The organism is Streptomyces sp. NPDC047841, from assembly GCF_040704085.1.
GTDB classification, from domain to species: domain Bacteria; phylum Actinomycetota; class Actinomycetes; order Streptomycetales; family Streptomycetaceae; genus Streptomyces; species Streptomyces argyrophylli.
In genome coordinates this window covers 31,931-54,326 of sequence record NZ_JBEYRP010000039.1, presented here as the reverse complement: position 1 = coordinate 54,326, position 22,396 = coordinate 31,931, and the positions used below count along the sequence as shown (strand labels likewise).

At 73.2% G+C, this 22,396-nt stretch carries 20 protein-coding genes and 3 pseudogenes; 5 read left to right on the top strand and 18 right to left on the bottom strand.

Annotated features, from left to right (window positions below):
• From AB0947_RS38530 to AB0947_RS38515, 4 genes and pseudogenes are all read right to left on the bottom strand, one after another.
• A pseudogene (locus AB0947_RS38530) lies at positions 1 to 334 on the bottom strand (peptidase M20); the annotation flags it as partial.
• Entirely contained in the window at positions 334 to 1,473 is a 1,140-nt protein-coding gene (gene hflX / locus AB0947_RS38525) for a GTPase HflX (RefSeq protein ID WP_366755044.1), read from the bottom strand. The pseudogene AB0947_RS38530 and the gene hflX, both read right to left, overlap by 1 nt.
• 463 nt (positions 1,474 to 1,936) lie before the next feature.
• A pseudogene (locus AB0947_RS38520) lies at positions 1,937 to 3,398 on the bottom strand (aminotransferase class I/II-fold pyridoxal phosphate-dependent enzyme).
• 574 nt (positions 3,399 to 3,972) lie between these two features.
• Positions 3,973 to 4,830: an Nramp family divalent metal transporter gene (locus tag AB0947_RS38515; RefSeq protein ID WP_366755043.1), complete on the bottom strand. Its 858-nt coding sequence runs from the start codon at positions 4,828 to 4,830 to the stop codon at positions 3,973 to 3,975.
• Between the two features lie 35 nt (positions 4,831 to 4,865).
• Between AB0947_RS38515 and AB0947_RS38510 the strand changes: the two genes are divergently transcribed.
• Positions 4,866 to 5,105, top strand: a complete 240-nt coding sequence (locus AB0947_RS38510) for a BTAD domain-containing putative transcriptional regulator (protein WP_366755042.1) — start codon at positions 4,866 to 4,868, stop codon at positions 5,103 to 5,105.
• A gap of 278 nt (positions 5,106 to 5,383) precedes the next feature.
• Positions 5,384 to 6,640, top strand: a complete 1,257-nt coding sequence (locus AB0947_RS38505) for an APC family permease (RefSeq protein ID WP_366755048.1) — start codon at positions 5,384 to 5,386, stop codon at positions 6,638 to 6,640.
• Between the two features lie 262 nt (positions 6,641 to 6,902).
• On the opposite strand, the gene AB0947_RS38500 is transcribed toward AB0947_RS38505, so the two are convergent.
• Positions 6,903 to 7,082 (bottom strand): hypothetical protein, encoded by a 180-nt coding sequence (locus AB0947_RS38500; protein ID WP_366755041.1) that lies wholly within the window; start codon positions 7,080 to 7,082, stop codon positions 6,903 to 6,905.
• A 762-nt stretch (positions 7,083 to 7,844) separates the two neighbouring features.
• Positions 7,845 to 9,512: a PP2C family protein-serine/threonine phosphatase gene (locus AB0947_RS38495; protein WP_366755047.1), complete on the bottom strand. Its 1,668-nt coding sequence runs from the start codon at positions 9,510 to 9,512 to the stop codon at positions 7,845 to 7,847.
• Positions 9,513 to 9,759: 247 nt separating this feature from the next.
• Here AB0947_RS38495 and AB0947_RS38490 point away from each other — a divergent pair, with 247 nt between their 5' ends.
• Together AB0947_RS38490 and AB0947_RS38485 are read left to right on the top strand one after the other, a co-directional pair.
• A complete protein-coding gene (locus tag AB0947_RS38490) occupies positions 9,760 to 10,125 on the top strand; it encodes a hypothetical protein (RefSeq protein WP_366755040.1) in 366 nt (121 codons plus the stop codon).
• Positions 10,115 to 10,630, top strand: coding sequence for a MarR family transcriptional regulator (locus AB0947_RS38485; RefSeq protein WP_366755039.1), 516 nt, complete (start codon positions 10,115 to 10,117; stop codon positions 10,628 to 10,630). Before AB0947_RS38490 ends, AB0947_RS38485 begins: the two co-directional genes overlap by 11 nt.
• Before the next feature lie 24 nt (positions 10,631 to 10,654).
• Here AB0947_RS38485 and AB0947_RS38480 read toward each other — a convergent pair whose 3' ends face one another.
• The 4 genes from AB0947_RS38480 to AB0947_RS38465 all read right to left on the bottom strand — a co-directional run bounded on the left by AB0947_RS38480 (position 10,655) and on the right by AB0947_RS38465 (position 14,975).
• Positions 10,655 to 11,842: a PP2C family protein-serine/threonine phosphatase gene (locus AB0947_RS38480; RefSeq protein ID WP_366755038.1), complete on the bottom strand. Its 1,188-nt coding sequence runs from the start codon at positions 11,840 to 11,842 to the stop codon at positions 10,655 to 10,657.
• Between the two features lie 379 nt (positions 11,843 to 12,221).
• The gene (locus tag AB0947_RS38475; RefSeq protein ID WP_366755037.1) at positions 12,222 to 12,671 is read right to left on the bottom strand and encodes an anti-sigma regulatory factor; all 450 of its coding nucleotides are present in this window, start codon (positions 12,669 to 12,671) and stop codon (positions 12,222 to 12,224) included.
• Between the two features lie 103 nt (positions 12,672 to 12,774).
• Positions 12,775 to 13,662, bottom strand: a complete 888-nt coding sequence (locus AB0947_RS38470; RefSeq protein ID WP_366755036.1) for an STAS domain-containing protein — start codon at positions 13,660 to 13,662, stop codon at positions 12,775 to 12,777.
• 152 nt (positions 13,663 to 13,814) lie between these two features.
• A complete protein-coding gene (locus AB0947_RS38465) occupies positions 13,815 to 14,975 on the bottom strand; it encodes a PP2C family protein-serine/threonine phosphatase (protein WP_366755035.1) in 1,161 nt (386 codons plus the stop codon).
• A 198-nt stretch (positions 14,976 to 15,173) separates the two neighbouring features.
• Here AB0947_RS38465 and AB0947_RS38460 point away from each other — a divergent pair, with 198 nt between their 5' ends.
• Complete coding sequence (locus tag AB0947_RS38460; RefSeq protein WP_366755034.1) at positions 15,174 to 15,608, top strand: MarR family transcriptional regulator; 435 nt, start codon at positions 15,174 to 15,176, stop codon at positions 15,606 to 15,608.
• Positions 15,609 to 15,952: 344 nt separating this feature from the next.
• Here AB0947_RS38460 and AB0947_RS38455 read toward each other — a convergent pair whose 3' ends face one another.
• The 8 genes and pseudogenes from AB0947_RS38455 to AB0947_RS38420 all read right to left on the bottom strand — a co-directional run bounded on the left by AB0947_RS38455 (position 15,953) and on the right by AB0947_RS38420 (position 22,381).
• Positions 15,953 to 16,969, bottom strand: coding sequence for a YhjD/YihY/BrkB family envelope integrity protein (locus AB0947_RS38455; RefSeq protein ID WP_366755033.1), 1,017 nt, complete (start codon positions 16,967 to 16,969; stop codon positions 15,953 to 15,955).
• Between the two features lie 313 nt (positions 16,970 to 17,282).
• On the bottom strand, positions 17,283 to 18,125 hold the full coding sequence (locus AB0947_RS38450) for an RNA polymerase sigma factor SigF (RefSeq protein ID WP_366755032.1): 843 nt from the start codon (positions 18,123 to 18,125) through the stop codon (positions 17,283 to 17,285).
• A gap of 131 nt (positions 18,126 to 18,256) precedes the next feature.
• Positions 18,257 to 19,408 (bottom strand): GAF domain-containing SpoIIE family protein phosphatase, encoded by a 1,152-nt coding sequence (locus tag AB0947_RS38445; protein WP_366755046.1) that lies wholly within the window; start codon positions 19,406 to 19,408, stop codon positions 18,257 to 18,259.
• A 135-nt stretch (positions 19,409 to 19,543) separates the two neighbouring features.
• Positions 19,544 to 19,795: pseudogene (locus AB0947_RS38440) on the bottom strand (GAF domain-containing protein); the annotation flags it as partial.
• A gap of 255 nt (positions 19,796 to 20,050) precedes the next feature.
• The gene (locus tag AB0947_RS38435; RefSeq protein ID WP_366755031.1) at positions 20,051 to 20,416 is read right to left on the bottom strand and encodes a hypothetical protein; all 366 of its coding nucleotides are present in this window, start codon (positions 20,414 to 20,416) and stop codon (positions 20,051 to 20,053) included.
• Between the two features lie 120 nt (positions 20,417 to 20,536).
• Positions 20,537 to 21,490 (bottom strand): sensor histidine kinase, encoded by a 954-nt coding sequence (locus AB0947_RS38430; protein ID WP_366755030.1) that lies wholly within the window; start codon positions 21,488 to 21,490, stop codon positions 20,537 to 20,539.
• Complete coding sequence (locus AB0947_RS38425) at positions 21,487 to 21,849, bottom strand: hypothetical protein (RefSeq protein ID WP_366755029.1); 363 nt, start codon at positions 21,847 to 21,849, stop codon at positions 21,487 to 21,489. Before AB0947_RS38425 ends, AB0947_RS38430 begins: the two co-directional genes overlap by 4 nt.
• Before the next feature lie 136 nt (positions 21,850 to 21,985).
• Positions 21,986 to 22,381, bottom strand: coding sequence for an STAS domain-containing protein (locus tag AB0947_RS38420; RefSeq protein ID WP_366755028.1), 396 nt, complete (start codon positions 22,379 to 22,381; stop codon positions 21,986 to 21,988).
• Positions 22,382 to 22,396 lie beyond the last annotated feature (15 nt).

The following is a 22,396-nucleotide window of genomic DNA, read 5'->3' as shown; positions in this document are numbered from 1 at the left end:
GCGCCGTTGCGAAAGGCGCTACCTCCTGCCACTCCTGGTCCTTGACGGCGCGTACGTCGTGAGGGCTGTAGACCAGGACGGTGGGCGCGTCCGGGGCCTCGGCCGGCCAGCGGGCGAACACGGTCTGCAGGCCGTCGGTGTCCCATTCCTCGACCTCGGGAAAGCCGGTCTCCCGCAGGTGGGCCGGGAGCCAGCGCGCCGAACGGGGCACGTCCCGCTCGTGTGCCGGGTCGGCGGACACCGACGGGATGCGCACCCAGGCGGCCAGATCGTCCTGCAGTGCGCCGACGCGGTCGTGCGGATAGCAGCGGACGGCGGGGTCGGGGTCCTGCATCACGTGCTTCCTTCCTGGCCGGCGGGTGGGGCGGTGGGGGCCGACACCGGCGGGAACAGCGCCGAAAGGTGGTCCCTCAGCGCCTTGCGGAGGTCGCCCAGACCCTCGCCCGTGCGGGCGGAGACGGCGACTGCGCCCGGGTGGAGGCGCCGCAACGTGACCATCTGTTCGGGTTCGGCGAGGTCCGCCTTGTTCAGCACCAGCAGTTCCGGCACGTCCTGCGCACCGATCTCCCGCAGCACCTCGCGCACGGTGGCGATGTGCTGGGTGGCCTGCGGGGAGGAGGCGTCGACGACGTGCAGGGCCAGATCGGCCCGCGTGACCTCCTCCAGGGTCGACCGGAAGGCGTCGACGAGCTGGTGCGGGAGGCGGCGGACGAAACCGACCGTGTCGGTGAGGGTGTAGGACAGTCCGTCGAGGGTGCGGACCTGGCGTACGAGCGGGTCCAGGGTGGCGAACAGGACGTCGGCGACCTCGGCGTCCGCGCCCGCCAGGCGGTTCAGCAGGGCCGACTTGCCGGCATTGGTGTAACCGGTGATCGCCACGGACGGCACGCGGTCACGCACCCGGCGCCCGCGGGTCACCTCACGGCGGCGCGCCGTGCGGCGCACCTGCTCGCGCAGGGTCCGCATCCGCCGGCGCAGATGGCGTCGCCGGATCTCCAGACGCATCTCACCACGGCCGCGCACACCGATCCCCGCACCGCCGGCGACCCGGCCGCCGCCGATCCGGGACATCTCCCGGCCGTGGCCACGCAGCCTCGGCAGCTCGTAGGCGAGCTGCGCCAGCTCCACCTGTGCCTTGCCTTCCGAGCTGTGGGCGTGCTCGCCGAAGATGTCCAGGATCAGCCCCGTCCGGTCCACCACCCGCGCCCCGACGCCGTCCTCCAGACCTCGTACCTGGGCCGGGGTGAGCTCACCGTCGGCGATCACCAGGTCCGCCTGCCGGGCCTCGGTCAGCTCCGCGAGCTCGCGCACCTTGCCCGAACCGAGGTACGTCGCCGGGTCCGGGCGCTCCCGCACCTGTACGACCCGGTCCGTCACCTCGATCGCGTCGGTCGCGGCCAGGCGCTCCAGCTCGTCCAGGGAGTCCGCCGTCGCGGAATCCGGGCTGTCGCGGTCCGCGAGTCCGACCAGCACCGCCCGCCACCCGCGTGCTTCCGCAGCGTCCGCAGGGCTCGTCGCGCTCGTCGCTCCGGGCTGCCCGCCTGTCAACCACGTGCCTGGCATGATCGTCTCCGCTCCTGCCGAGGTCGGTGCACTCCCAGCCGGAGCCCGGTGCCTCGCCGAGTGAGGAGCCGGCTCCTCTGACCGCGGCAGGGGCCGCGCGGCCGGGGAGGACGACAGGATTCCCAAGTACCCCGGGACAGCCGTGCATGCTTCCGCGCCGGCACCCAGCCGTCGGCGGCCGGTGCGTCGTGCCGGGGCCAGGAGGCGGGTCGTTCGTGCGCGCCCCCCTCGATCGGGGGACCAGTCGGCTCCGCGGACCCACGGTCGGCTGAGCCCGGCGGCCTTGGCAATGGGTGCCGGGCGGCCTATGGGTGCCGGGCGGCCTGCGGGTGCCGGGCGGCCTTGGCCAGACAGGCGGGAACACGGCTTCGGACTACCGGGCCGTCACCCGCAGGGTTTCGGCACTGGGGTCGGCAGCGTCGGGGATGAGCATGCCGGCGGCCACGCCGCTGGTCAGGTAGTCGACGACCTCGCGGGTGATGACCTCGCCCGGGGCGACGACGGGGACGCCGGGCGGGTAGGGGCTGATCGTCTCCGCCGCGACGCGTCCGACGGCGTCCCGGGCCGGGACGTGCTCGGCGCTCGCGAAGAAGGCGTCCCGGGGCAGCATGGCCTGCTCGAGTTGCAGCGCGCGGGGCTCGGGCAGGCGGACCGAAGGCCGCGTCTCGATGGTGTCCGCGTGCTCGACGAGGCGGTACAGGGAGTCGATGAGGAGGTTCTCGGTCCGGTCGTTGTCGGCGTGGGTGATCTGTGCGCTGATCCGGCAGGTGTCGGAGGAGCCGATGTCGACCTGGCAGTGGGCGCGCAGCCATTCGGTGGCCTGCATGCCGCTGATGCCGAGCTCCCGCACGTCGATGGTGATCTTCAGCAGATCCAGTTCCGTCGTGAGGCCCTGTTCGACGACCTCCTGGCCCATCAGGCGCAGGCCGGGCATCCCGGCGACGGCCTTGCGGATGCGTGCCGTGCGGTGCAGCGCCGCGTCCAGCAGGCCGTGGCCGTGCTGGACCATGTGGCGGCGTCATCCGTCGAGGGTGGCGTACACGAGCGACGAGGAGCTGGTGGTGCCGAGCAGGTCCTCGCGCTGTTTGAGCACTTCGGGTGAGACCCGGTCGCCCTGGAGGTGGAAGACGGAGCTCTGCTCGACGGCGCCGCCCATCTTGTGGACGCTGGTGACGACGAGGTCCGCGTCGGCGTTCATGCCCCTGGCCGGCAGGTCGGGGTGGAAGGGCAGGTGGGCTCCCCAGGCTTCGTCAACGATCAGGGGGGATGCCGTGGTCGTGGCAGACGGCGGCGATGCCGCGGATGTCGGCGCACGAGCCCCAGTCCGTGGGTGTGATCAGCAGCATGCCCTTGACGTCCGGGTGCTCTCGCAGCGCGCGGCGTACGTCGTCGGGCTCCGGCGGGTGGGCCAGGTGCCACTCGGTGTCGAACTTCGGGTGCACCCACACCGGGTGGACGCCGTTGACGATCACGCCGGCGATCACGGACTTGTGGACGTTGCGCGAAACGAGGAGTTTCTCGCCCGGTCCGGCCACCGCCAGCATCGCGGTCTTCACCGACAGGGAACTGCCGCAGGTGGAGAAGAAGGCCTGTTCCGCTCCGACCGCGTCCGCCATCAGCTCCTCCGCCTGGGTGAGGACCCCTTGCGACTGGCGGCGGTCGTCGAGGCCGTTCAGGGACAGCACGTCCGAGGTGAAGACGCCCTCCCCGACGATGTCCAGGACGCGGGGATCGGCTCCCAGGCCCTGCTTGTGGCCGGGAGGTCCGTACACCACATCGCCGCGGCGCCGGAACTCCTGCAGTGCTTCCAGCACGGGGACACGAGAGTGATCCATCACTGTCCTCCTCATGGGTGTCACGGCGGCGTAGGCCCATCCCGGCCGGAGCGCGTACCGGTGTCAGGACGACCGGGTGGCACGGAGACGAGGGCCGAAACTGGTGGCGGGCCGGCACACGCGGGACGGGTATCGGGCGTGTGCTCCGGCGGTCCCCGTCAGTCGGCGGTCAGCAGTCGGCGTCCTCCGATCAGCGCGTGGTCGGCGCGACTCCACCGCGGCGTCGGTGCCAAGCGTCCGGGCCGCGGGCGGCAGGGGCCGTGGGCGACCCCGTCTATGCACGTCACGGGCCGAACGGGCCGCCGCGCCCGGACGAGCGGGTGCGACCCTCGCCGAGCGGACGCGCGGCCCGCGCCCGGACGGCGGGCACGGTGGCGGGCCTTGCCTGGCCCGCGCACGCCGCGCGGCTACTCCTCCGGCATGTCCTCCGGACGTACCCCGGCCTCTTCCAGGGCCTCGGCCATATCGCGGCTGCTCGCCCCGCCTGCCGCCGATTCGGCAGTGCCCCGTTCGTCGCGCTGATCGACGACTTAATCGGTCGTCGTGGTCTTGGGCTGGTTCTCCTCGGGCACGGTCATGATCTTGTTCCTCCGCACGCTGTCGATCTCAGCGGCCGGACACGGGATGGTCCCCGGCTCGCCCGGAGCGCCGGGTAGCCCGGCGCCTGAGCACGCAAACGGGCACGAGCGGCAGCGTCAGCCGAGGACCGCCCTGGCCGGAGGACGGCCAGAGGCGGGGTCATCGTCAGCGGCCGGCGCACGATCAGCGGTACCCGGCGTCGCAGGAAGCCCCGCATGATGACCTGCCCGGCGAAGGTGCCGACGCCTGCGGAGGCCAGTCCGGACGCGAGCAGGGCCAGGGCGAAGGCGAGGGCCGCTCCTGGGCCGAGCGCGATGCCCAGGCCGTCGTGCAAGCCGTCGAGACTCTGCTCGCCCCGGCCGCTTCGGCCACCGGCAGGGCGCAGGGTCGCTGCGGCGAGGGTGAGCATGCCGGCGTTGACCAGTCCGGCCAGGGCGAGCGTGGCGATCAGCGAGGTGCGCTGTCCGCGCAGCACCCGCCGCTGCTCCGCCGAGGACCTGGCGGCAGGCAGTCTGCCGAGGTGGGAGGGCAGGTAGATCACGTGGGGCATGATCGTGGCGCCGACGATGCCGGTGGCCGGCATCAGGCTCTGGCTCCCGGCCAGCTCGGGGCGCAGACCGGAGAGCACCGCGTGCCAGGACCCGGCGCGCACGCACTGGTAGGCGAAGCCGGGGACGAGCACCAGGAACAGAAGCGCGGTGACGGTCTGGAAGCGGCCCCGGCCCTCGGGCGCCAGGACGAGCAGCAGCAGGGACAGGCCGGCGACCAGGAGCGCGGCGGGCAGCAGCGGCAGTCCGAACAGCAGGTGCAGGGCCACCGTACCGCCGACGAATTCCGCGAGGTCGGTCGCCATGGCGACGAGTTCGGCCTGGACTCCACAGCGCGTAGGTGACGGGGCGGGGGGTGTGCTGCGACTCTGGCCAGCACGATGACCCAGAGGAGCAAGGGCCCGAAGAGGCTGCCCGCGGTCATGTTCGTGGCGAAGTTGCCGAGGGCGACGCCACCGAGGCGCTGCGGCACTTCGTGTCGTACCGGCGCCGGCTGCGCCGGGAGCTCGGCCTGGTGCCCTCCACGGAGTACCGCCGCCTGCTCTCCCCGTACCTGAGCCACCCTTCCGGCACGCGGTGACGCCCGGCGACCGGCAGCAGGGCGGGACTCCCCCGCTCCGCGAGCACGCCGGGCGCCAGGATGCCGACGCCAGCCCGGTCGACGGTGAACCCGGCGGACAGCGAGCCGTGCCGGGACGGTCCCCGCACGTCACACGCCCGTCCCCGTCTGCGGCCGGCCCCAGGGGGTAGCCGGGCATGGTGACACCCCCTACCACTCCTTCCACGCCTTCCACTGCCGAGACGGACGGTTCACCGCACAGCGGAGCCCCCGCGCTCAAGAAGGCCCTGACGACCCCCCTGCTGTACTTCTTCATCCTCGGCGACGTGCTGGGCGCCGGTGTCTACGTCCTCGTCGGCCAGATCGCCGCGGAGTCGGGCGGCGCCGTGTGGCTGCCCCTGCTCCTGGCGCTGCTGCTGTCGCTCCTGACGGCCGCCTCGTACGCCGAACTCGCCACGAAGTACCCGAGGGCGGGCGGCGCCTCCCACTACGCGACCCTCGCCTACGGGCCGTTCACCGGCTTTCTCGCCGGGTTCTGCATGCTCGCCGCGGGCATCGTCTCCGTCGCCGCGCTGGCGCGGGGTTTCGCCGGCGACTACCTGGCCGTCTTCGTCAGCCTGCCGGTCGTGCTGGTGGCGGCCGCCTTCCTGTGCGCCCTGGCCCTGCTGAACGCCCGCGGCATCAGCGAGTCCACCCGCGCCAACGTGGCGGCGACGGTGGTCGAGGTCGGCGGTCTCCTGCTCGTCGTCGGGCTCGGGGTCTGGCTGTTCCTGCGCGGCGACGGCGACCCCGGCCGGCTCGTCCACCTCGGCACCGCGCACACGGGAGCCGCCGCCGGTGTGCTGGGCGGAACGGTGCTCGCGTACTACTCCTTCGTCGGCTTCGAGACCTCCGTCAACGTCGCCGAGGAGACCCGTGACCCGCGCCGCTCCTACCCGCGGGCCCTCTTCGGCGCGCTGGTGACGGCGGGAGCCGTGTACGTCCTGGTCGGTGTCGTGGCCTCGGCCGCCGTCCCCACGGCGACGCTGGCCCGCTCCAGCGGTCCGCTGCTGGAGGTGGTGAAGGAGGCCGGCGGGGTGCCGCCGAAGGTGTTCGGCGCCATCGCCCTCGTGGCCGTGGCCAACGGCGCGCTGCTCACCGGCATCATGAGCTCCCGCCTGGCCTACGGCATGGCGCGGGACGGGCTCCTGCCCCGCTTCCTGACCCGCGTGCTCCCCGGCCGCCGTACGCCGTGGGCCTCGATCGCGGCGACGACCGTGCTGTCCTTCCTGCTGGCGCTCACCGGTGACGTGGCCAGCCTCGCCTCCACGCTCGTGCTGCTGCTCCTCGTGGTGTTCTTCATCGTCAACACCGCGGTGCTCGTCCAGCGGCGCGACCGCTGCGACCGCCCGCACTTCCGGGCGTACACCGCCGTCCCCGTCCTGGGGGCGGCCTCCTGCGTGGCGCTCGCCACGCAGGTCGAGGCCGAGGTCTGGGCGCGCGGGCTGATCGTCATCGCGGTCGGTGTGGTCCTGGGGGCCGTCGCCGCCCGGCGCCGCCGCCGGGTCTCCTCCTGAGCGACGCTGGGGCCTGCGGCCCAGGTTCTCCCGCCGCGTCGCCGATGAGCCGGCACGCCGATGGGCGAGCCGTTGCCCCGGGCCGGCCCGGACAGCGCCGGTCGGGCTGCGCGGCCCGCGCGGCGGTCCTGCTGTGCTCACTCGCCGCCGGCCGGGACGGCGACGCGGCGGCTCGGGCCGCCCGGCCGCGGGCCGAACCGCGTCACGGCCACGGAGCCGGCGGCGAGGCCCCGCTCCGGCGAGGACCGGTGTCGGAGGGGCGTCAGCCGTCACACCTTTCGGTTCTCGGATGCCCGTCCCGGGTCTCCTCTCCCGTCACGGGGACGGTGAGGTGTTCCAGCACGTTCGTCAGGCGCAGCAGGCGCAGCAGGCGTTCCAGGACGTCGGGCCGGTGGTCCAGGTGCAGCGTGGCGCCGACGGCCCGGGTACGGCGGCGGACCATCAGCAGCGCGGCGGACCATCAGCAGCGCGGTCAGGCCCCGGACGGGCGGTGCCGTCGGGCGCCGCGGCACCGCCTCGTGCGGCAGGCGCGGGGTGCGGGGGGGACGGACGTGCGGAGCTGCTGGGGCGTGGCTGGCTGCGAGAGTGTCGGCGGTCCGGGGCGGGAACGCGGTGGAGATCCCGGGGTCGTCGACGTGGGGGGCCGGGGTCAGGGCCGGGCCCTCGTGCCATCGCGGTCCGCCAAGCAGGTCGTCCGCCCCGTTTCGGACGGCCGGCCACCCGTCGGCGCCCCGGACGCGGGCGTGGCTGCCGTCCGTCAGGACGGGGGCGATGACCGTGGCATGGACGGCCGGCAGGACGGCGTCGGGGTTGGTGCGGTGCGGGTGGGCGACCAGATGCGGTGTGGGGGTTCGGGTGCCGGGATGGTCGGCCCGTGGGCCGCGCGGGCGGACTGCCTCGGCGACGAGCCGGGCGGGGACGGCGTGCCGTTCGCCGTCGACGCAGCCGACCGTGACCCGGCCCTGACGAGCAGCGTGGCGTCCCGGTGCCGGACGGCGGTGGGCGAGGGTGGCGACCACCTGTCCGCCAAGGACGGTAGCGGCGTGTTCCTGTGCCACGGTGGTGCGGCCGGCGGCCGAAGGCAGAATCTGTTCGCCCGCACCGTCACCCGCTGCCTAGTGCGGGATGTCGACGGCCGCGTGTGCGTCTTAGGCCGCTGCCGCCCACAGCCGGTCCGGCAGATCGGCCGCCGCGGTGGGCTACCTCACGTGCTGCTCGTGTTCCTCGCTCGGGAGCGCCCGTTGACAACGGTCAGGGGGCCGGTCCGGGGGACGCTGATGGCGACGGCGGCCATGTCGTCGTGGCGGCCGGCACCCAGCCAGTGGGCGGCGAGCATCTGCACCCGTTCGACGACCGCTTCGGCCGGGAGGCCCGCGCACTCCGACAGGGCCCGGCGCAGGCGGTGCTCGCCGAAGAACTCGTCGCCGAGCGGGCCGCCGCGCGCTTCGGTGATGCCGTCGGTGTAGAGCAGGCAGGTCTCTCCCGGCGCCAGCACCGTCTCGACCGTGTGTGCCGTGACGGCGGGCAGTGCCCCGACGAGGGTCCCCCTGGCGGGTACTTCTTCCACCGTTCCGTCGGCGCGGAGGATGAGCGGCGGCAGGTGTCCGGCGCTGGTCAGGCGGAGCCGGGCCCGGCTGCCGCGGCGGCGGACGGAGGCGAGGACCAGTGTGGCGAAGCGTGTGTGACGGGAGGTGAGAAGGGCGCCGTTGAGCAGGTCGAGGACCCGCTGATGGTCGTCGGTCAGCGGCAGCAGCGCGTGCAGCGTGTTGCGGATCTTGCCGGTGAGCACCGCCGCGTCCAGGCCCTTGCCCGCGACGTCGCCGAGGACGACGAGGGTGTCCTGGGAGGGGTCGGAGCCGGGGTGGACGTCGTAGAAGTCCCCGCCGACCCGTTCGTGGTCCTTGGCCGCGCGGTAGCCGCCGGCGTACTCCACTCCGTTCACGCTGCTCAGCGGCGGGGGCAGCAACTCGCGCATCAGCGTGGCGGTGACGGTGGCCTGTTCGCTGTAGAGGCGGGCGGCGGACAGGGCGGCGCCGGCGCGCGCGGCGAAGAGCCGGGCGAAGACCTCCTCGCCTTCCGTGAAGGACTGCTCGGTGCCGGCGCGCACCAGGATCAGGGCTCCGGCCGGTACGCCGTGGCCGGGGAGCGGAGCGACGATCACGGATCCGACCGGGCCGGCGAAACCGTCCGGGGTGACCCAGCCGGGGAGGTCGGCGGGGTTTATCCAGCGGGCGGGTACCGGCGGGAAGCCTTGCAGGGCTTCGGTCAGGCCCGGTACGCCGGAGACGTCGACCAGTCGCGTGACCTGGGTGGCCGGCCCGCCCCTGGTCGCGTAGGTCAGCGGGTGGCGCCGCCCTTTCGGCGGGGCGACGAGGACCGCGGCGTCGGCGAGGTGTTCCGCGGCCATGGCGGCGGTCACTTCCATGCAGCGGGGCACGTTCAGCGTGGACAGCAGCGTGCTGGACACTTCCGAGAGGATCTCGGTGCGCGTCTGCGCGTCGGTCAGCGCGGTCTGGGCCCGGCGGCGGTCGGTGTCGTCGACCAGCCACCACACGACGTCGCCGTCGTCGGCCGCCGTCGGGTGCGCCTCGAAGTGGCGCTCCTTGATGGGTCCGCTCAGCGGCTCGGCGTGGGTGCCACGCAGTCCCCCACCGACGCGCTGGTGGGCGTCGCAGAGCCAGGACGGGACGTGCTCGTACAGCCAGTCGCCGCTGACGGCACCGGGGAGGAGTTTCCGGGCGGCCCCGTTGATGTCCACGAGGCCGCCGTGCCGGTCGACGACGAGGACGGGACAGGGTGCGTCAGTCCAGGTCGCGCCGACCGTGTGGCCGGCGTCGGGGGAACGGGCGGAGGTACTGGGGGAAGAAGACACAAGCGGAGGCACGCACGTGCGCACCTCACCACCTTCCTGCCATGGGGAAACAGATGTCGTACGGCAACAGTCCCGCACCCGCACCCGCTGTCGCAACCCGTCCCGGAAAGTCGCACCGGACCACTACATCCGTTTCGCCCAGAGTCCTGCGGACGAGTCACGGGCATGTCATCGACGTTTCGGGGAAGGGGAGCCGCAGCCGTGGCAGGGGGAATGACGGAGCGTCGGGGGTGAGAACATCCGCCTCATGGAGGACGGTGACGATCGTGCGGCCGGTTGGGGGGCGGTGCCACCCCGGACACCGGTGGCCGGGCGGGACCGCGACGTCACCGGCCGGGCCGCCGCGCCGGCGCACGAGGCGGCCCGGATCCTGCTTCCGGTGGTCCTGACCCGCCCGGTCGTCGGCCGTGCGCCGCAGGCCGTCCCCGTCGCCTGCCGCGTCCGGGGGCGCGGCGCCCGTGGCGGCCGCCCGAGCGGCGAGCGGGCCGCTCAGGTGCACCTGCCGGGGCGGCCGGGTGGTCCCGCGCCAAGAACGCTGCTTGCCGACAAGCCGCTCGGGTACAGCGAGAGATTATGGGTGGTGCTCGCAGCACCCGGATCCTATGGAAAGTGATGAGTTCGTGACTTCTCCCGGCGGCGCCGACGATCGCGCTGAGAGCTCGGGTGACGTGCCGGGCGCCGGCGCGCGTGAAATCGCCGATGCCGTGGAGAGCCTTGCGGACCTGTGGTCGACGGCCGCCCAGGAGGCGGCTGTGCGGCTGTCGCTCCACCAGCTGCGGGCGCTCAGGGCCCTGGAGACGGCGCCGGAGGTGAATCTCACCGGTCTGGCGGAACGGCTGGACATAGGGCTTCCCACCGCCAGCCGGCTGTGTGACCGGCTGGAGGCGGCCGGGATGCTGGAGCGCTCGCTGCACCCGCGCAACCGCCGTGAGGTGCAGCTGAGGCTCACGGGGCAGGGGCGGCGGGTGCTGGGAGACGTGGCCCGTCGGCGTACCCAGGCCCTGGCCGGTGTGCTGGCACAGATGGCGCCCGCGGAGCGAGCGGCGCTGGTCCGCGGCATGAAAGCTTTCTTCTCGGCACACGGGAAGGTGCCGCCCGGGTCACCGGAGGCACCGTAGGGCCGGCCGGCCCGCCACGCTCTCTCAGGATGCCCCGCCGGGGCGGCCGCTCCAGTCGACGCAGACCACGGCGGCGTCGGCGAGCAGCTCCTGGTGGCCGACGTGTTCCAGGAGGCCGGCGACGACCGAGCGCGCCGTCTCGTGCGGTGGTGTTCCCCGGGTCGCGCTCAGGACCTGGCGCAGGACGCTCTCGCCGAACACCTCTCCGGTCGCCGAACGGGTGCCGTGGGCGCCGGTGCTGATGGCGACCAGGCGGTCGCCCGCTTCGACCTGGAACGCCTGCTCCTCGTAGAGGGTCTCCTCGAGCATGCCGAGCGGCAGCTGGGCCTCCAGTTCGATGCGTTCGATCCTGGTGCCGCGGAGGCGGTACAGCTGGGGGGACCCGGCGTCCACGGCATGGACCCGGCCGGTGGCGAGGTCGAAACGCAGCAGGAGGGTGGAGGCGTACGACTTGCCTCGGTACTGCGAGTAGAGGGCCTGGTCGGCGAGGCAGGCCTGGTCCGCGAGGCCTATCCCGGCACGGCGGGCGTTGCGCAGCGCCCCGACGGCGAGGTTGGTGAGCAGGGAGGCGTCGATGCCCTGGCCCATGCCGTCGGTGACGGTGAGGGTGAGGTGGTCGGCGCTGGAGGACCAGTCGAAGTTGTCGCCGCCGATGGCGTAGGCCGGCTCCAGGTGGGCGCCGATGGCGTACTCGTCGCGCACGCAGCCCGTGCCCGGCAGCAGCTGCCACTGCATTTCGGCGGCGAGGGTGAGCCGGCGGGTCCGGCGTGCCAGGAGGTACAGGTCGGTGTCCCGGCCGGCCGTGGTGAGTTCGTGGCCCAGTGCGGTGGCGAACTCCCCGAGCCGCAGGACCGTACCCGGATCGGTGGCGGTGTCGGGAACGCGCACGCAGAGCACGCCGAGCCGGTCACCGCGTACGGTGATGGGCAGGTGGACCAGCTCGGTGGCCGGTTCGGCGGTGACTTCGATCACCGGGGTCTGCGTGGTGAAGGCGGTACCGGCGGGACCGTCGTGCGCGGAGACCGGATCGCCGGTGTGCGGCAGCTCCGTGACGGGTTGCAGGACGCTCAGGCCGTAGTCGGCGAGGAGGAGCGTCACGTCCCGGGCGCCGAAGCGCTGCGCCAGCAGGCGGCCGGCGGTGGGCACCAGGGCGTGGGGCGGAGCAGCACGCAGCTGGGCTTCCACGGACGGGACCGGTTCAAAGGCGTTCACGGATTCTCCATCCTCTCCCCTTGTGGCCTCCACGCTATCGCGTTCCGGGGCGGCTTCCGGCGTGATCGGCGCGGCGGTGACGGACGCGCGTGCTCGGCCATGACGGCAGGCGCCTCCGCCTTCGCCGCACGGGGAGCGCCGGGTACACGCGGCGGGCCGTCCGGGCGGCGGGTCCGCGCACTGGGAGCGTCCCTCACGGACGCGGGGCCCGTCAGCGGGCGGCCGGCGCCGGGCGGGCCGGGGCGGGCCGTTCGCCGGCTCGGTGCGGCCGGACCGCGGTCGCGGTGGGACGGGCGTCCGGGCGGCATGGACCCCGGCATCGTCGGCTGCCACGTCCCGCACCCGGAAGGAGTCGTGGCCGACAGCTCCCGCACCCGCGTCATCCGCCGTTTCCCGTTGGGCCGGCGGGCCCGCCGGTCACCCAGGCGACGACCGTGACGACGGCGCCCTGCCCTGCCCGGCTGTCGACGGTGAGCTCGTCCACGAGCCGCCTGGCCCCGCCGAGGCCCAGCCCGAGACCGCAGGCGCTGCTGTAGCCGTCGGTCATCGCCAGGTCCACGTCGCCGATGCCGGGTCCGCTGTCGGTGAAGGCCAGCCTGATCCCCCGCCTCGGGCCGTCGGCGAGTGAGGTGATCTCGACCTGTCCCCCTCCGCCGTGGACCAGCGTGTTCCGGGCCAGCTCACTGGCCGCGGTGACGAGCTTCGTCTGCTGCACCAGCCCGAACCCGAGTCCGGCCGCGCACTGGCGTACCCGGTGGCGGACCCACGCGAGATCCGCGTCGGAGGCGATGGGCATGGTGGTCGTGGCGGCGGGGTCGGAGGCGGGCATCACATGCCCCCCGGAGGAACGAGACGACGGCCTCGGGGGGCCGGGAGGACGGCCCGCGGTGCCGCCGGCGGCGCGGTGGGCCGTCCTCTCGGGAGGGGGGCGGTCATCGTGGTGTCGCACCGGCCGCGCGTAGGGAGAGTTCGATGCCCTGCCGGGCGAGCGCGTACTCCAGGGCGTCGGCCAGCGAGCCGCGCGTGTGGACCGGACTCAGGTCGATGCCCAGGTGCACGATCGTCTGCGCGATGGCGGGGCGGATGCCGGAGATGATGCACTCGGCACCCATCAGCCGCACCGCGGCGACCGTCTGCATCAGGTGCTGCGCGACCAGCGAGTCGACCGCGGGGACGCCGGTGATGTCGAGGATCGCGTGGCGGGCCCCCCGCTCGACGACGGCCTGGAGCAGCGACTCCATGACGACCTGGCTGCGGGCGCTGTCCAGCGTGCCGATCAGGGGCACCGCGACGACGCCTTCCCAGAGGCTGATCACGGGGGTGGCCACCTCGAGGAGTTGGTGCCGCTGGCGGGATATCAGCTCCTCACCGGCCAGGACGGCCGTCTCCATGATCAGCAGTCCCAGCGTTCCCGTCAGGACGGTGAGCGCCAGCAGGGCTTCGCGCGCCTCATGATCGGGCAGGTCCTCGCCGCGCAGCAGCTCGGCGGCCGCCGCTCGCAGGCCGGCGGCCTCGTTCGCGATCCGCGCCGGGCTGACGCCCGTGCGCGCACGCGAGGCGGCCATGCGTCCCAGCTGTTCGCGCGCCGAGTCGAATCCGGACGCCGCGACGTTCTCCAACCGGCCGCTCGACGCGACCTCGCGCAGAGCGTCCACCACGACCCTGCAGGCCTCCACGGCCTCGTCGCGGGAGACGGTGAACACGGTGCGGAAGAGGGGCACGTCCGCCCACCGCTGGGCGATCTGTTCGCGGCGGCGTTCCAGGAAGTTCCCCAGTTCCCGCGCCGCCACCCCTTCCGCGGGCTGCTCCGGCACCTGCATCGTCTCCCTCCGCGACGGGCCGCTGCGACCGACGCGTCGGGCACAACAGCGACAATTATTGTCTCATGACAAGTATGGGCGCTGCGGGCGTGGTGAAACGACACAGCATCGACACATCCGGCTCGTGGACGCGACCGCCCTGGCGCTCGACGTCAGCGTCCGTGCCAGTCCAGGCACACCACCAGGGCGTCGTCGTCCGGAACGGAACGGCCCCGATGGCCGGTCAGCTCGCGCAGGATGGCGCGCGGCACCTCGGCGGCCGGCAGGAGGCGGGTGGAGGTGATGGCCCGGGCCAGCGCCGTGTCCCCGTACGCCTCCCCCTTGGGCGAGGCGACCGCGTGCACCCCGTCGCTGACGAAGACGAGGCGGTCCCCCGGCTGGACCTGGAAGTCCTGTGGCACGTAGTCGGTCTCCTCGAACATCCCGAGCGGCAGCTGCGCCTCGAAGGCGACGGGCTCGACCGAACCGTCACGCAGCCGCAGCAACTGCGGTGAGCCGGCGTCCACGACCTTCGCCCGGCCCGTCGCGAGGTCGAAGTCGAACATGAGCACGGAGAGGTAGCAGCGCCCCTGGTAATGGGCGTACACCGCCTGGTCGGCCAGGGCCGCCTGGTCGTCGATGGCGATGCCGGCCCGCCGGGCGTTGCGCAGCGCGTTGATGGCCAGGTTGGTCAGCAGGGCGGCCTCTATGCCCTCCCCCATGCCGTTGGTGACGTAGAGCATGAGGCGGTCCGCGGTGGCGGACCAGTCGAAGTTGTCACCGTGGATGGCGTACGCCGGCTCCAGCTGCGCGCCGAGTTCGTACTCGGGACGGGAGCACGCGCGACCGGGCAGCAGCTGCCACTGCATCTCGGCGGCCAGGGTCAGCCGGTCCTTGCGCCTGGCCCGCAGATACACGTCCGTGTCCCGCTCGGCGACCACGATCTCGTGCCCGAGCACCTCGGCGATCTCCGCGAGCTCGTCGAGGCGGCCGGGCTCGGCCTCCCCGTCCGGCAGGGTGACCGACAGCACGCCCAGTCGGTCCCCCCGCACGGTGACCGGCAGATGCACGCGTGCGGGGCCCTCGTGGACCACCTCCACGAACGGCTCCTGGGCGCCGAACGCACGACCGGCGGCGCTGCCGTGCACCGACACCGGCTCCGCCCCGTGGGACGCCGCCGACACCGGCTGCAGGACGGTGAGGCCGTAGTCGGCCAGGTACAACTCGACGGAGCGCGCGGCGTACTCCTTGGTGAGGACACCGCGCACAGCGTCGAACAACGCATGCGGGGCCGCCGTGCGCAGGGCGCGCTCGGCGGTCACAAATCTGTTCACGACGGTAAAAACACCTATCCTTCGACGGACACGGGCCCGGCCCAGGTGACGAGGCCACCCGGAGTCGAATCGCGCCGTTCGTCCGAACCATCTCTTGCCGCTCCCGGCACCTAGTACGCTGGCGGCCGTCCCAGTGCCTGCGAGAGTGTGACGGTGACTGTCTTCCGCCCCCGCCCAGAGCCCGCCCAAGTCGCACGCGTGACCTTGACGGCCGTGGAGTTGCTGGAAGTCCTCTGGGGGCGGGCCTCGACCGCGCCCGCCTCTCCGTCCCAGCTGCGCGTCCTGCTGATGCTCGAGCACCAGGACGGCATCAACCTGCGCACCCTCGCCGACTCCCTCGCCTCCACCCCGCCGTCCACCAGCCGGCTGTGCGACCGCCTGGTGGCCGCCGGCTTCCTGGAGCGGGTGGTCAGCCCGGCCGACCGGCGCGAGGTGCGGCTGCATCTCAGCAGCCGCGGTCGCGCCTTCCTCGCCGACCTGCGTGCGCGCCGGGAGCGGGAACTGCACGCGGTCCTGGAGCTGATGCCCGCCGCGAAGCGGACCGCGCTCCTGGAAGGACTCGAGGCGTTCTGCGACACGGCGGCACTGCAGATACACGACGCCGCACCGGACGCCGGAGACCAGACGGCCTGAAGACAGGGCCCAGCCACCGGTCGCCCCCGCGGTTCAGGGCTTGGATGGCCGGCACACGGAGCGACCTCCGTCCACCGGAGCATTGCGGTTCCTTCCCCGTGCGTCACGACTCCGACACTTTGTTGCCTCACGGCCATAGTTGTCAAACGGCAACTGTCAGGTCCGTGAGTCTCCCGGTTCGGATACCCCGCCGTCACCGCCGCCCGCTGTGAGCAGCGTCTCGGAGTCACCCGGAAAGCGGAATCGACCACTCCGGCAGGAGCCGATCAGGTGCGGGGCCCGCCGCCGGCAATCGTGCGAGCCGGTGCGGGCCGTGCGTACGTCCCCGCGCGGGGGTCACCGTCTCACCGGGTGTCGTCGGGCGGCTGGCCGTGCCGCGGGGCGTCGGGCGGTGGTTCGAAGTGCACGCGGATCTTCTGGAAGCCCTTGAACGCCTCGGTCGCCGCGTACGACTGGTAGGCGCGGCGGTCCGCCGGGCTCAGGTGCACCCGGTCCGTGAACGGGGACAGCAGACTGCGCGGCCACAGCCGCATGATCTGCACGGCTCCCACCTCGGCGGCTGTGACGAAGATCAGCGCCCCGGCGTAGAGCCAGGCGAGCAGCCCCAGCACGATGCCGAACAGGCCGTAGGTGGCCGTGGCACCGCGCAGGACGTGGCTCACGTAGTAGGAGCCCACCCACTGCAGTGCCTGCCAGGCGACGGCGGCGCCCAGCGCCACACCGAGGAGCCGGCGCAGTGGCAGCGGCCGGTGCGTCAGCAGCTGGTAGCTCAACAGCAGCAGCACCGTGCTCAGACAGACGGAACCTGCCGTGGCGGCGATCCAGGTCGCGCCCCGCAGCCGTGCGCCGAGGACGCCCGTCGCCGAGCCCGCCACGGACAGCAGGGTGAAGGCACACAGTCCGAGTGCGAGGAGCAGCAGGAAGACCAGGCCCTTCAGGCGCGACCGCAGCGGATCGGGGCGGGCGTGCCTCGGTACGGCCCAGATCTTGTTGAGCGCGTACTGCGCGGCCTGGGCGACGCCGAGAGAGCCGTAGAGGCTGCCGACGATGCCGGCGGCCAGGGCCACACCGTTGCCGTGGAAGGAGCGGATGTTCTCCCCGATCTGGTCACCGATGACCGGGAACTCGCTCAGGGCGGAGTCAAGCACCCGTTGCCGCAGGTGGGGGTCGTCGCTGAGGAAGGTGCTCAGGACCACGACGAGGATCAGCAGCAACGGGAAGAGCGAGAGGAAACCGTAATAGGTGAGGAGGGCCGCGAGGTACAGCGCCTGGTCGTCGTAGAACTTGTACAGGACGCCGAGCGGCTGGCCCACCCAGCGGTGCCGTCGCTGATACCGGTCCAGGCGTGCGAGAACACTCATGGTTCACCCCCGGTGAAGGGCGCTCGGCCGCACGGGGAGCAAGCAACGGATGGTCGGCGCCGCGGGCGACGAATCTACGCACCGCACGCCATCAGAAGTCTCCGCCCACACCGTTCCGAAACGGGCGGGCCGGTTCTCCACCCGTGTGGAGTGACCGGCCGTGAGTCGGCGGTGCGGGCCGGTCCTGGTCCGCGGCCGCGGACGCCGGCTGCCTGCGGTGCGGGGCAGACCGCGTGTCACACCGCCGTGTCACAGCGCCGGAGCGCGCCGATGAGGCCGGACCCGGTGACGGTCCGGCCGACGGCCCCCGGTGTCAGGTGGTGCTGAGCATGCCTTCGCGCAGGCGGGTCAGCAGACGCGTGATCAGGCGCGAGACGTGCATCTGCGACACGCCGAGCCGTTCGCCGATCTGGGCCTGGGTCAGTTCCTCGACGAAGCGCCAGTGGATGATCTTGCGGTCGCGTTCGTCGAGCTCGGCGATCATCGGAGCGAGGGCGTGGAAGTCCTCCACCAGACCGAGGGCCGCGTCCTCGTCCCCGATGAAGTCCGCCAGCGCGGCCTCGCCCTCCTCGCTGCCGTTGATGGCGGCGTCCAGGGAGGCCGACCTGTAGCCGTTGGAGGCGAGCTGGGCCTCGACGACCTCGTCCTCCGGGAGGCACATCAGCTCGGACAGTTCCTTGACCGTCGGCGTCCGGCCCAGCCGGCTGCGCAGTTCCTCGTTGGCGCGAGCGAGCTGGACGCGGGCCTCCTGGAGCCGGCGCGGGACGTGCACCGCCCAGGAGGTGTCACGGAAGAAGCGCTTGATCTCGCCGACGATGTAGGGGACGGCGAAGGAGGTGAACTCGACCTCTCGGGACAGCTCGAACCGGTCGATCGCCTTGATCAGGCCGATCATCCCGACCTGGACGATGTCCTCCATCTCCTCCTGCCCGCGGCTGCGGAACCGGGCCGCCGCGAAGCGCACGAGGGACATGTTCATCTCGATCAGCGTGTTGCGGGCGTACTGGTACTCCGGCGTGCCCTCCTCGAGCACCGCCAGCTGTTCGAAGAACAGCTTCGACAGCTCCCGCGCGTCCTTCGGCGCCACCTTGGACGGGTCCGCGATCTCCGGCACCGTCACCGTCTGCTCATAGGTCCGCACGGTCGTCGTCGCCACGGTCGCGCCCCTCCCAGTTGATCGGATTCTCGTCTTCGCCGGTCCGTCGGCCGACAGGCGAGCGTCTACCCCGGCTGTCGGCCGGCATTCCTGGGATGTCCCGGCTTCCGGCGGCACCGGCACCGCGCCGGTCACACGGCGGTGATGACCAGGGCCGCCTGGTCGTCCTCCACGTCCCGGCCGTCGCCCAGGAAACCGCGCACGTCCTCGGCGATCGTCCGCAGGACCTCCGCGGCGGCCGGCCGGGGCGGAGCGGACGCCAGCGCTCCGGCCAGCCGCGTGTCGCCGTACTGGTCGGTTCCGGCGGCCCGGCACTCGGTGATGCCGTCGGTGTACAGGAGCAGGCTCTCGGCGGGGCGGAGGGTGAGGCGGCGGCCGGTGAGCCTGGGCGGGATGCCGATGCCGAGCAGTCCGCCGGGCGCCTCGACCGGCGCGACCGTGTGATCCGCGTCCAGCAGCAGGGGCATCGTGTGACCGGCCCTGACGAGGTGGACGGTGACTCCGTCGGCGGCCGGTGCGAGGTGACCGTAGACGAGGGTGACGAAGCCGTTGTTGTGGTGGGCGTTGCGGTCGTTGAGGGCCTTGTCGACGGCCTTGACGATGTCGACGGGGTCGTCGAGCAGCGGGGCGACGGCGCGTGCGGTGTGGCGGACGAGGGCGGTCGTGGTGGCGGCCTTGGCGCCGCGCCCGCAGACGTCTCCGAGGATGAAGGCCCAGCTGCCGTCGTCCCGGCGGAAGACGTCGTAGAAGTCGCCTCCTATCTCCAGCCCCTCGCCGGCCGGGTGGTAGAAGGCGGCCAGCTCGGCGCCGGGGATGTCGGGCAGGTCGGGCAGCAGCAGACCGGTCTGCAGGTCCCGGGCGATGGCGGCGCGCTGCGCGTACTGGCGGGCGTTGCGGGCGGCCGAGGCGGCGCGGCGGGCCAGTTCCTCCGCCAGGGCGATGCGGTGCCCGTCGAAGCTGTGCTCCTCGGTGGACAGCAGGGTCAGGGCGCCGAAGGGCCGCCCGCGGTCCACGAGGGGCACGCACACGTAGCCGGTGACACCCAGGTCGCGCCAGGGACCGGGCCCGGCCGGGGTACGGCGGGCCACTTCGGTCAGCCCGGTCGCCAGGACCCGGTCGATCGCTTCGTCCCCGCCGCCGGCCGGGGCGTGTGCGTGGAGCAGGTCGCGCGCCTGCTCGGTCGGGGCGGCGGTCGCCACCCGCCGCACGCGTCCGGCCTCCACGACGTCGACGGCGGCCAGCGGGGCCAGGACCGGGCTGGCCAGGGCGGCCAGGCACTCCAGCGTCTGCTTCTCGTCCAGCCGGCCGGCCAGGGCGGTGCTGGCGGTCAGGAGGAAGGCGAGGTCGTCGCGGGCCGCCTTCTCCCTGGCGTCGGCCGCCAGGCGGGCCTGTTCGGCGTGGTGGCGCTCGATGGCGAGGGCCGCGGTGTCGGCGAAGACACGGGCCAGCGCGAGGTCGCTGTCGTAGGGGGCGCGCGGGGTGCGGTGGTACATCGCGAACGTGCCGAGCAGCCGGCCGTCGCGGGCGAGGATCGGCGTGGACCAGCAGGCGGCGAGCCCGGCGCGGTCGGCGAGGTCGCGGAAGTCGTCCCACAGGGGATCGGTGGCGATGTCGTTGACGGCGACGGTCCGCCGCCGGTGGGCGGCGGTTGCCGCAGGAACCCACGCCTTCCCCCGTGGCGATGCCGTCGATGGCCTGGTTGTAGAACCCGGGCAGGCTGGGGGCCGCGCCGTGCCGCAGGTGCCGGCCGTCGTCGTCGGCCAGCAGGACGGAGACGATCACGTCGGGAGACAGCTCCTCGATCGCCCGGCACATGCCGTCCAGCACCTCGGGCAGCGGGGCGTGCCGGGCGATCTGCTCCAGCAGATCGCGCTGCTCGGCGGCGAGTCGCCGGGCGTGCTTGATGTGGGTGGTCTCCACGCCGATCATCCGCACGCCGACGACGTTGCCGCCGGCGTCGCGGCGGGCCTCGCTCCGATGACGGCGCGCGCGTCACGGCCGACGTGCCGCTCCCCCGACCGGTACACCTGGTCCAGGAGGGCGATGAATCCCTGGTCGACCAGTTCGGGCATGAGGTCGGCCAGCGGTACACCGGTGCGCTCCCGCCGGCCGCCCCCGACGGCCGCGAAGAACGCCGGGTTCGCCGCCTCCAGCACGTGCGCGGGCCCCGCCATCGACGCGAACAGCGCGGTCGACGTCCCGAAGAGCAGCGACAGGTCCTCGCCCGTGTCGCGCACGGCATCGGACCGGCTGGTGCCGCCCGTCGGCCGCCGGTCACGTTCAGCCGTCACCTCGCCCCCCTCACCGGCCGCCTTCCGGCAGCCATCATGTCGTTCGGCATCGGTCCATGCCTCACCCGGGATCGTGTGCACCGGGACGACCGGCGCAAGCCTGCCGGAAGGACGCCGCGCTCAGTCCAGCGCCAGGTGCAGGCGTACGACCAGCCCCGTCGGCGGTGTCCGGATCTCCACCAGGTCGCACAGATGGTGCATCATCCACATGCCCCGGCCGCCGGCCGGGGAGAGCGGGTCGGGGCGGCGCCGGCCGACCAGGGGATCCCGGAGCCGGCCGCGGTCCCGTGTCTCGGCGATCAGGGTGCCGTCCGCACGCCACAGCCGCAGGGTGCCGTGCCCTCCGCCGTGCCGCACCGAGTTGCCGGTGGCCTCGTTGACGGCGAGCAGCCAGTCGGTGCGGCGGCGCGCCGACAGGCCCTGCGCGGCCGCCCAGTCCGCGGCGACGCCCCGGACCTTCGCGAGGTCCCCCTCCGCGAAGTGCAGGACGAGGGGGTCCACCGGTTCGGGCAGCGGCTCGTCGCAGTCGCGGCACACCGCGTGTGCGGGCGCGTAGGCCGGGCTGTCCCGGTGGCCCTCCGGATCACCGACGACGGGATGGGTCCGGTGTGCCTGCGCCAGTACGCGCTCCGGCAGGGCGGAGTCGTAGGGGCACAGGATGGTGGCGTCCCGGTCGGCGAAGGCCAGGTTGATCAATGCCTCGTGGCGCGTGGCCTCGCGTGCTTCCGCGGGAGTGCGGCCGACCCAGATCGGTTCGCTGATGATGGACGGACGCCGGTCCGCGTGCTGGTCGGCGAACTCCTGGAGCATCGACAGGATCCGCCCCGGATTGCGTCCGGTCTGCCGCATGTCGGCCCAGGTGACGTCCTCGTGTGCGGTGCCGAGGGTGTCCCGCAGCAGGCGCAGGCGGGCGCCGGGCACGGCGACCAGCAGGGGGCGGCCGCCCGCCGCTTCGGCGCGCACGAAGTCGCCCACGCCTCGCAGGTAGTCCTCCTGCGTGGTGTAGAAGAAGGCGGGGTGGCGGACCGTCCCGGTCCGGCCGGGTGTGACCGACGGTCGTGTGTACGTCGTCACCGACCGGCCTCCTCCGGGCGGGCACCGGGCTCACCGGGTGCGTGCCGGGCGCTCCAGGACACCTCACCGACCAGCCGCCCGGATCGGGCCCCGGCCAGACGGGTCCCGTCGGCGGTGGTCGCCGGCGGCCGTCCGCGCCGCGTGGCGGAAACGGCGTCGACGCCGCGCTCGGCGTGCGTACGCGTCCCGTGACCGCGGCCGGTCGCGTCGGAGAGGTACCGCGCCTGCTCGCCCCCGACGGTCCCGGCCCGCACGAAGGGGACCGGATGACCGGCCCATGCGTCGTCGGTGGGGCGCTGCACCGGCACGTGCCGGGCGGGCGCGGACTCGCCGCGCGCCTGAGCGGGTATGCCCTGCATCAGACCACCGTTTTCCTCCCTCGTACGGCGGGGCCCCGTAGCGTGCGCAGGTGACAAGTTACCGCAGGGTGCTCCCGGCCCGGGAAACCGGACCCCGCCGCGGACCGACCTGCGGCATGACCATGGCACCGCGGGCTCAGCCGGACGCACCGGCGCCGTCGGGCGCGGCGTCGACGGGTCCGTCGGCCAGTGCGTCGGCCACCGTGGGATGGACGGGCAGCAGCTGCGCGATGCCCGTCATGGTCACCATGCGCGTGAGGCGGTCGGGGACGTCGGCGAGGCGGAGCGAGCCACCTGCCTCCCGTGTCGTGTGCAGCAGGGAGATGAAGGTGCTCAGCCCCGTCGAGTCGACGAAGTCCACGCGTGCGAGATCCAGGACGAGGTGGGGCACTCCCCGTTCCACGAGGTCCAGGGCGTGCGCGCGCAGGGATGGCGCCGTGTGCAGGTCCACGTCTCCGGCGACGGCGAGGACGGCGGTGCCGTCGCTGACGTGCTGGACGGTCATGTCGAGGGGCTCGGACACGTCGGTCATCACTCCTGGCCGGGG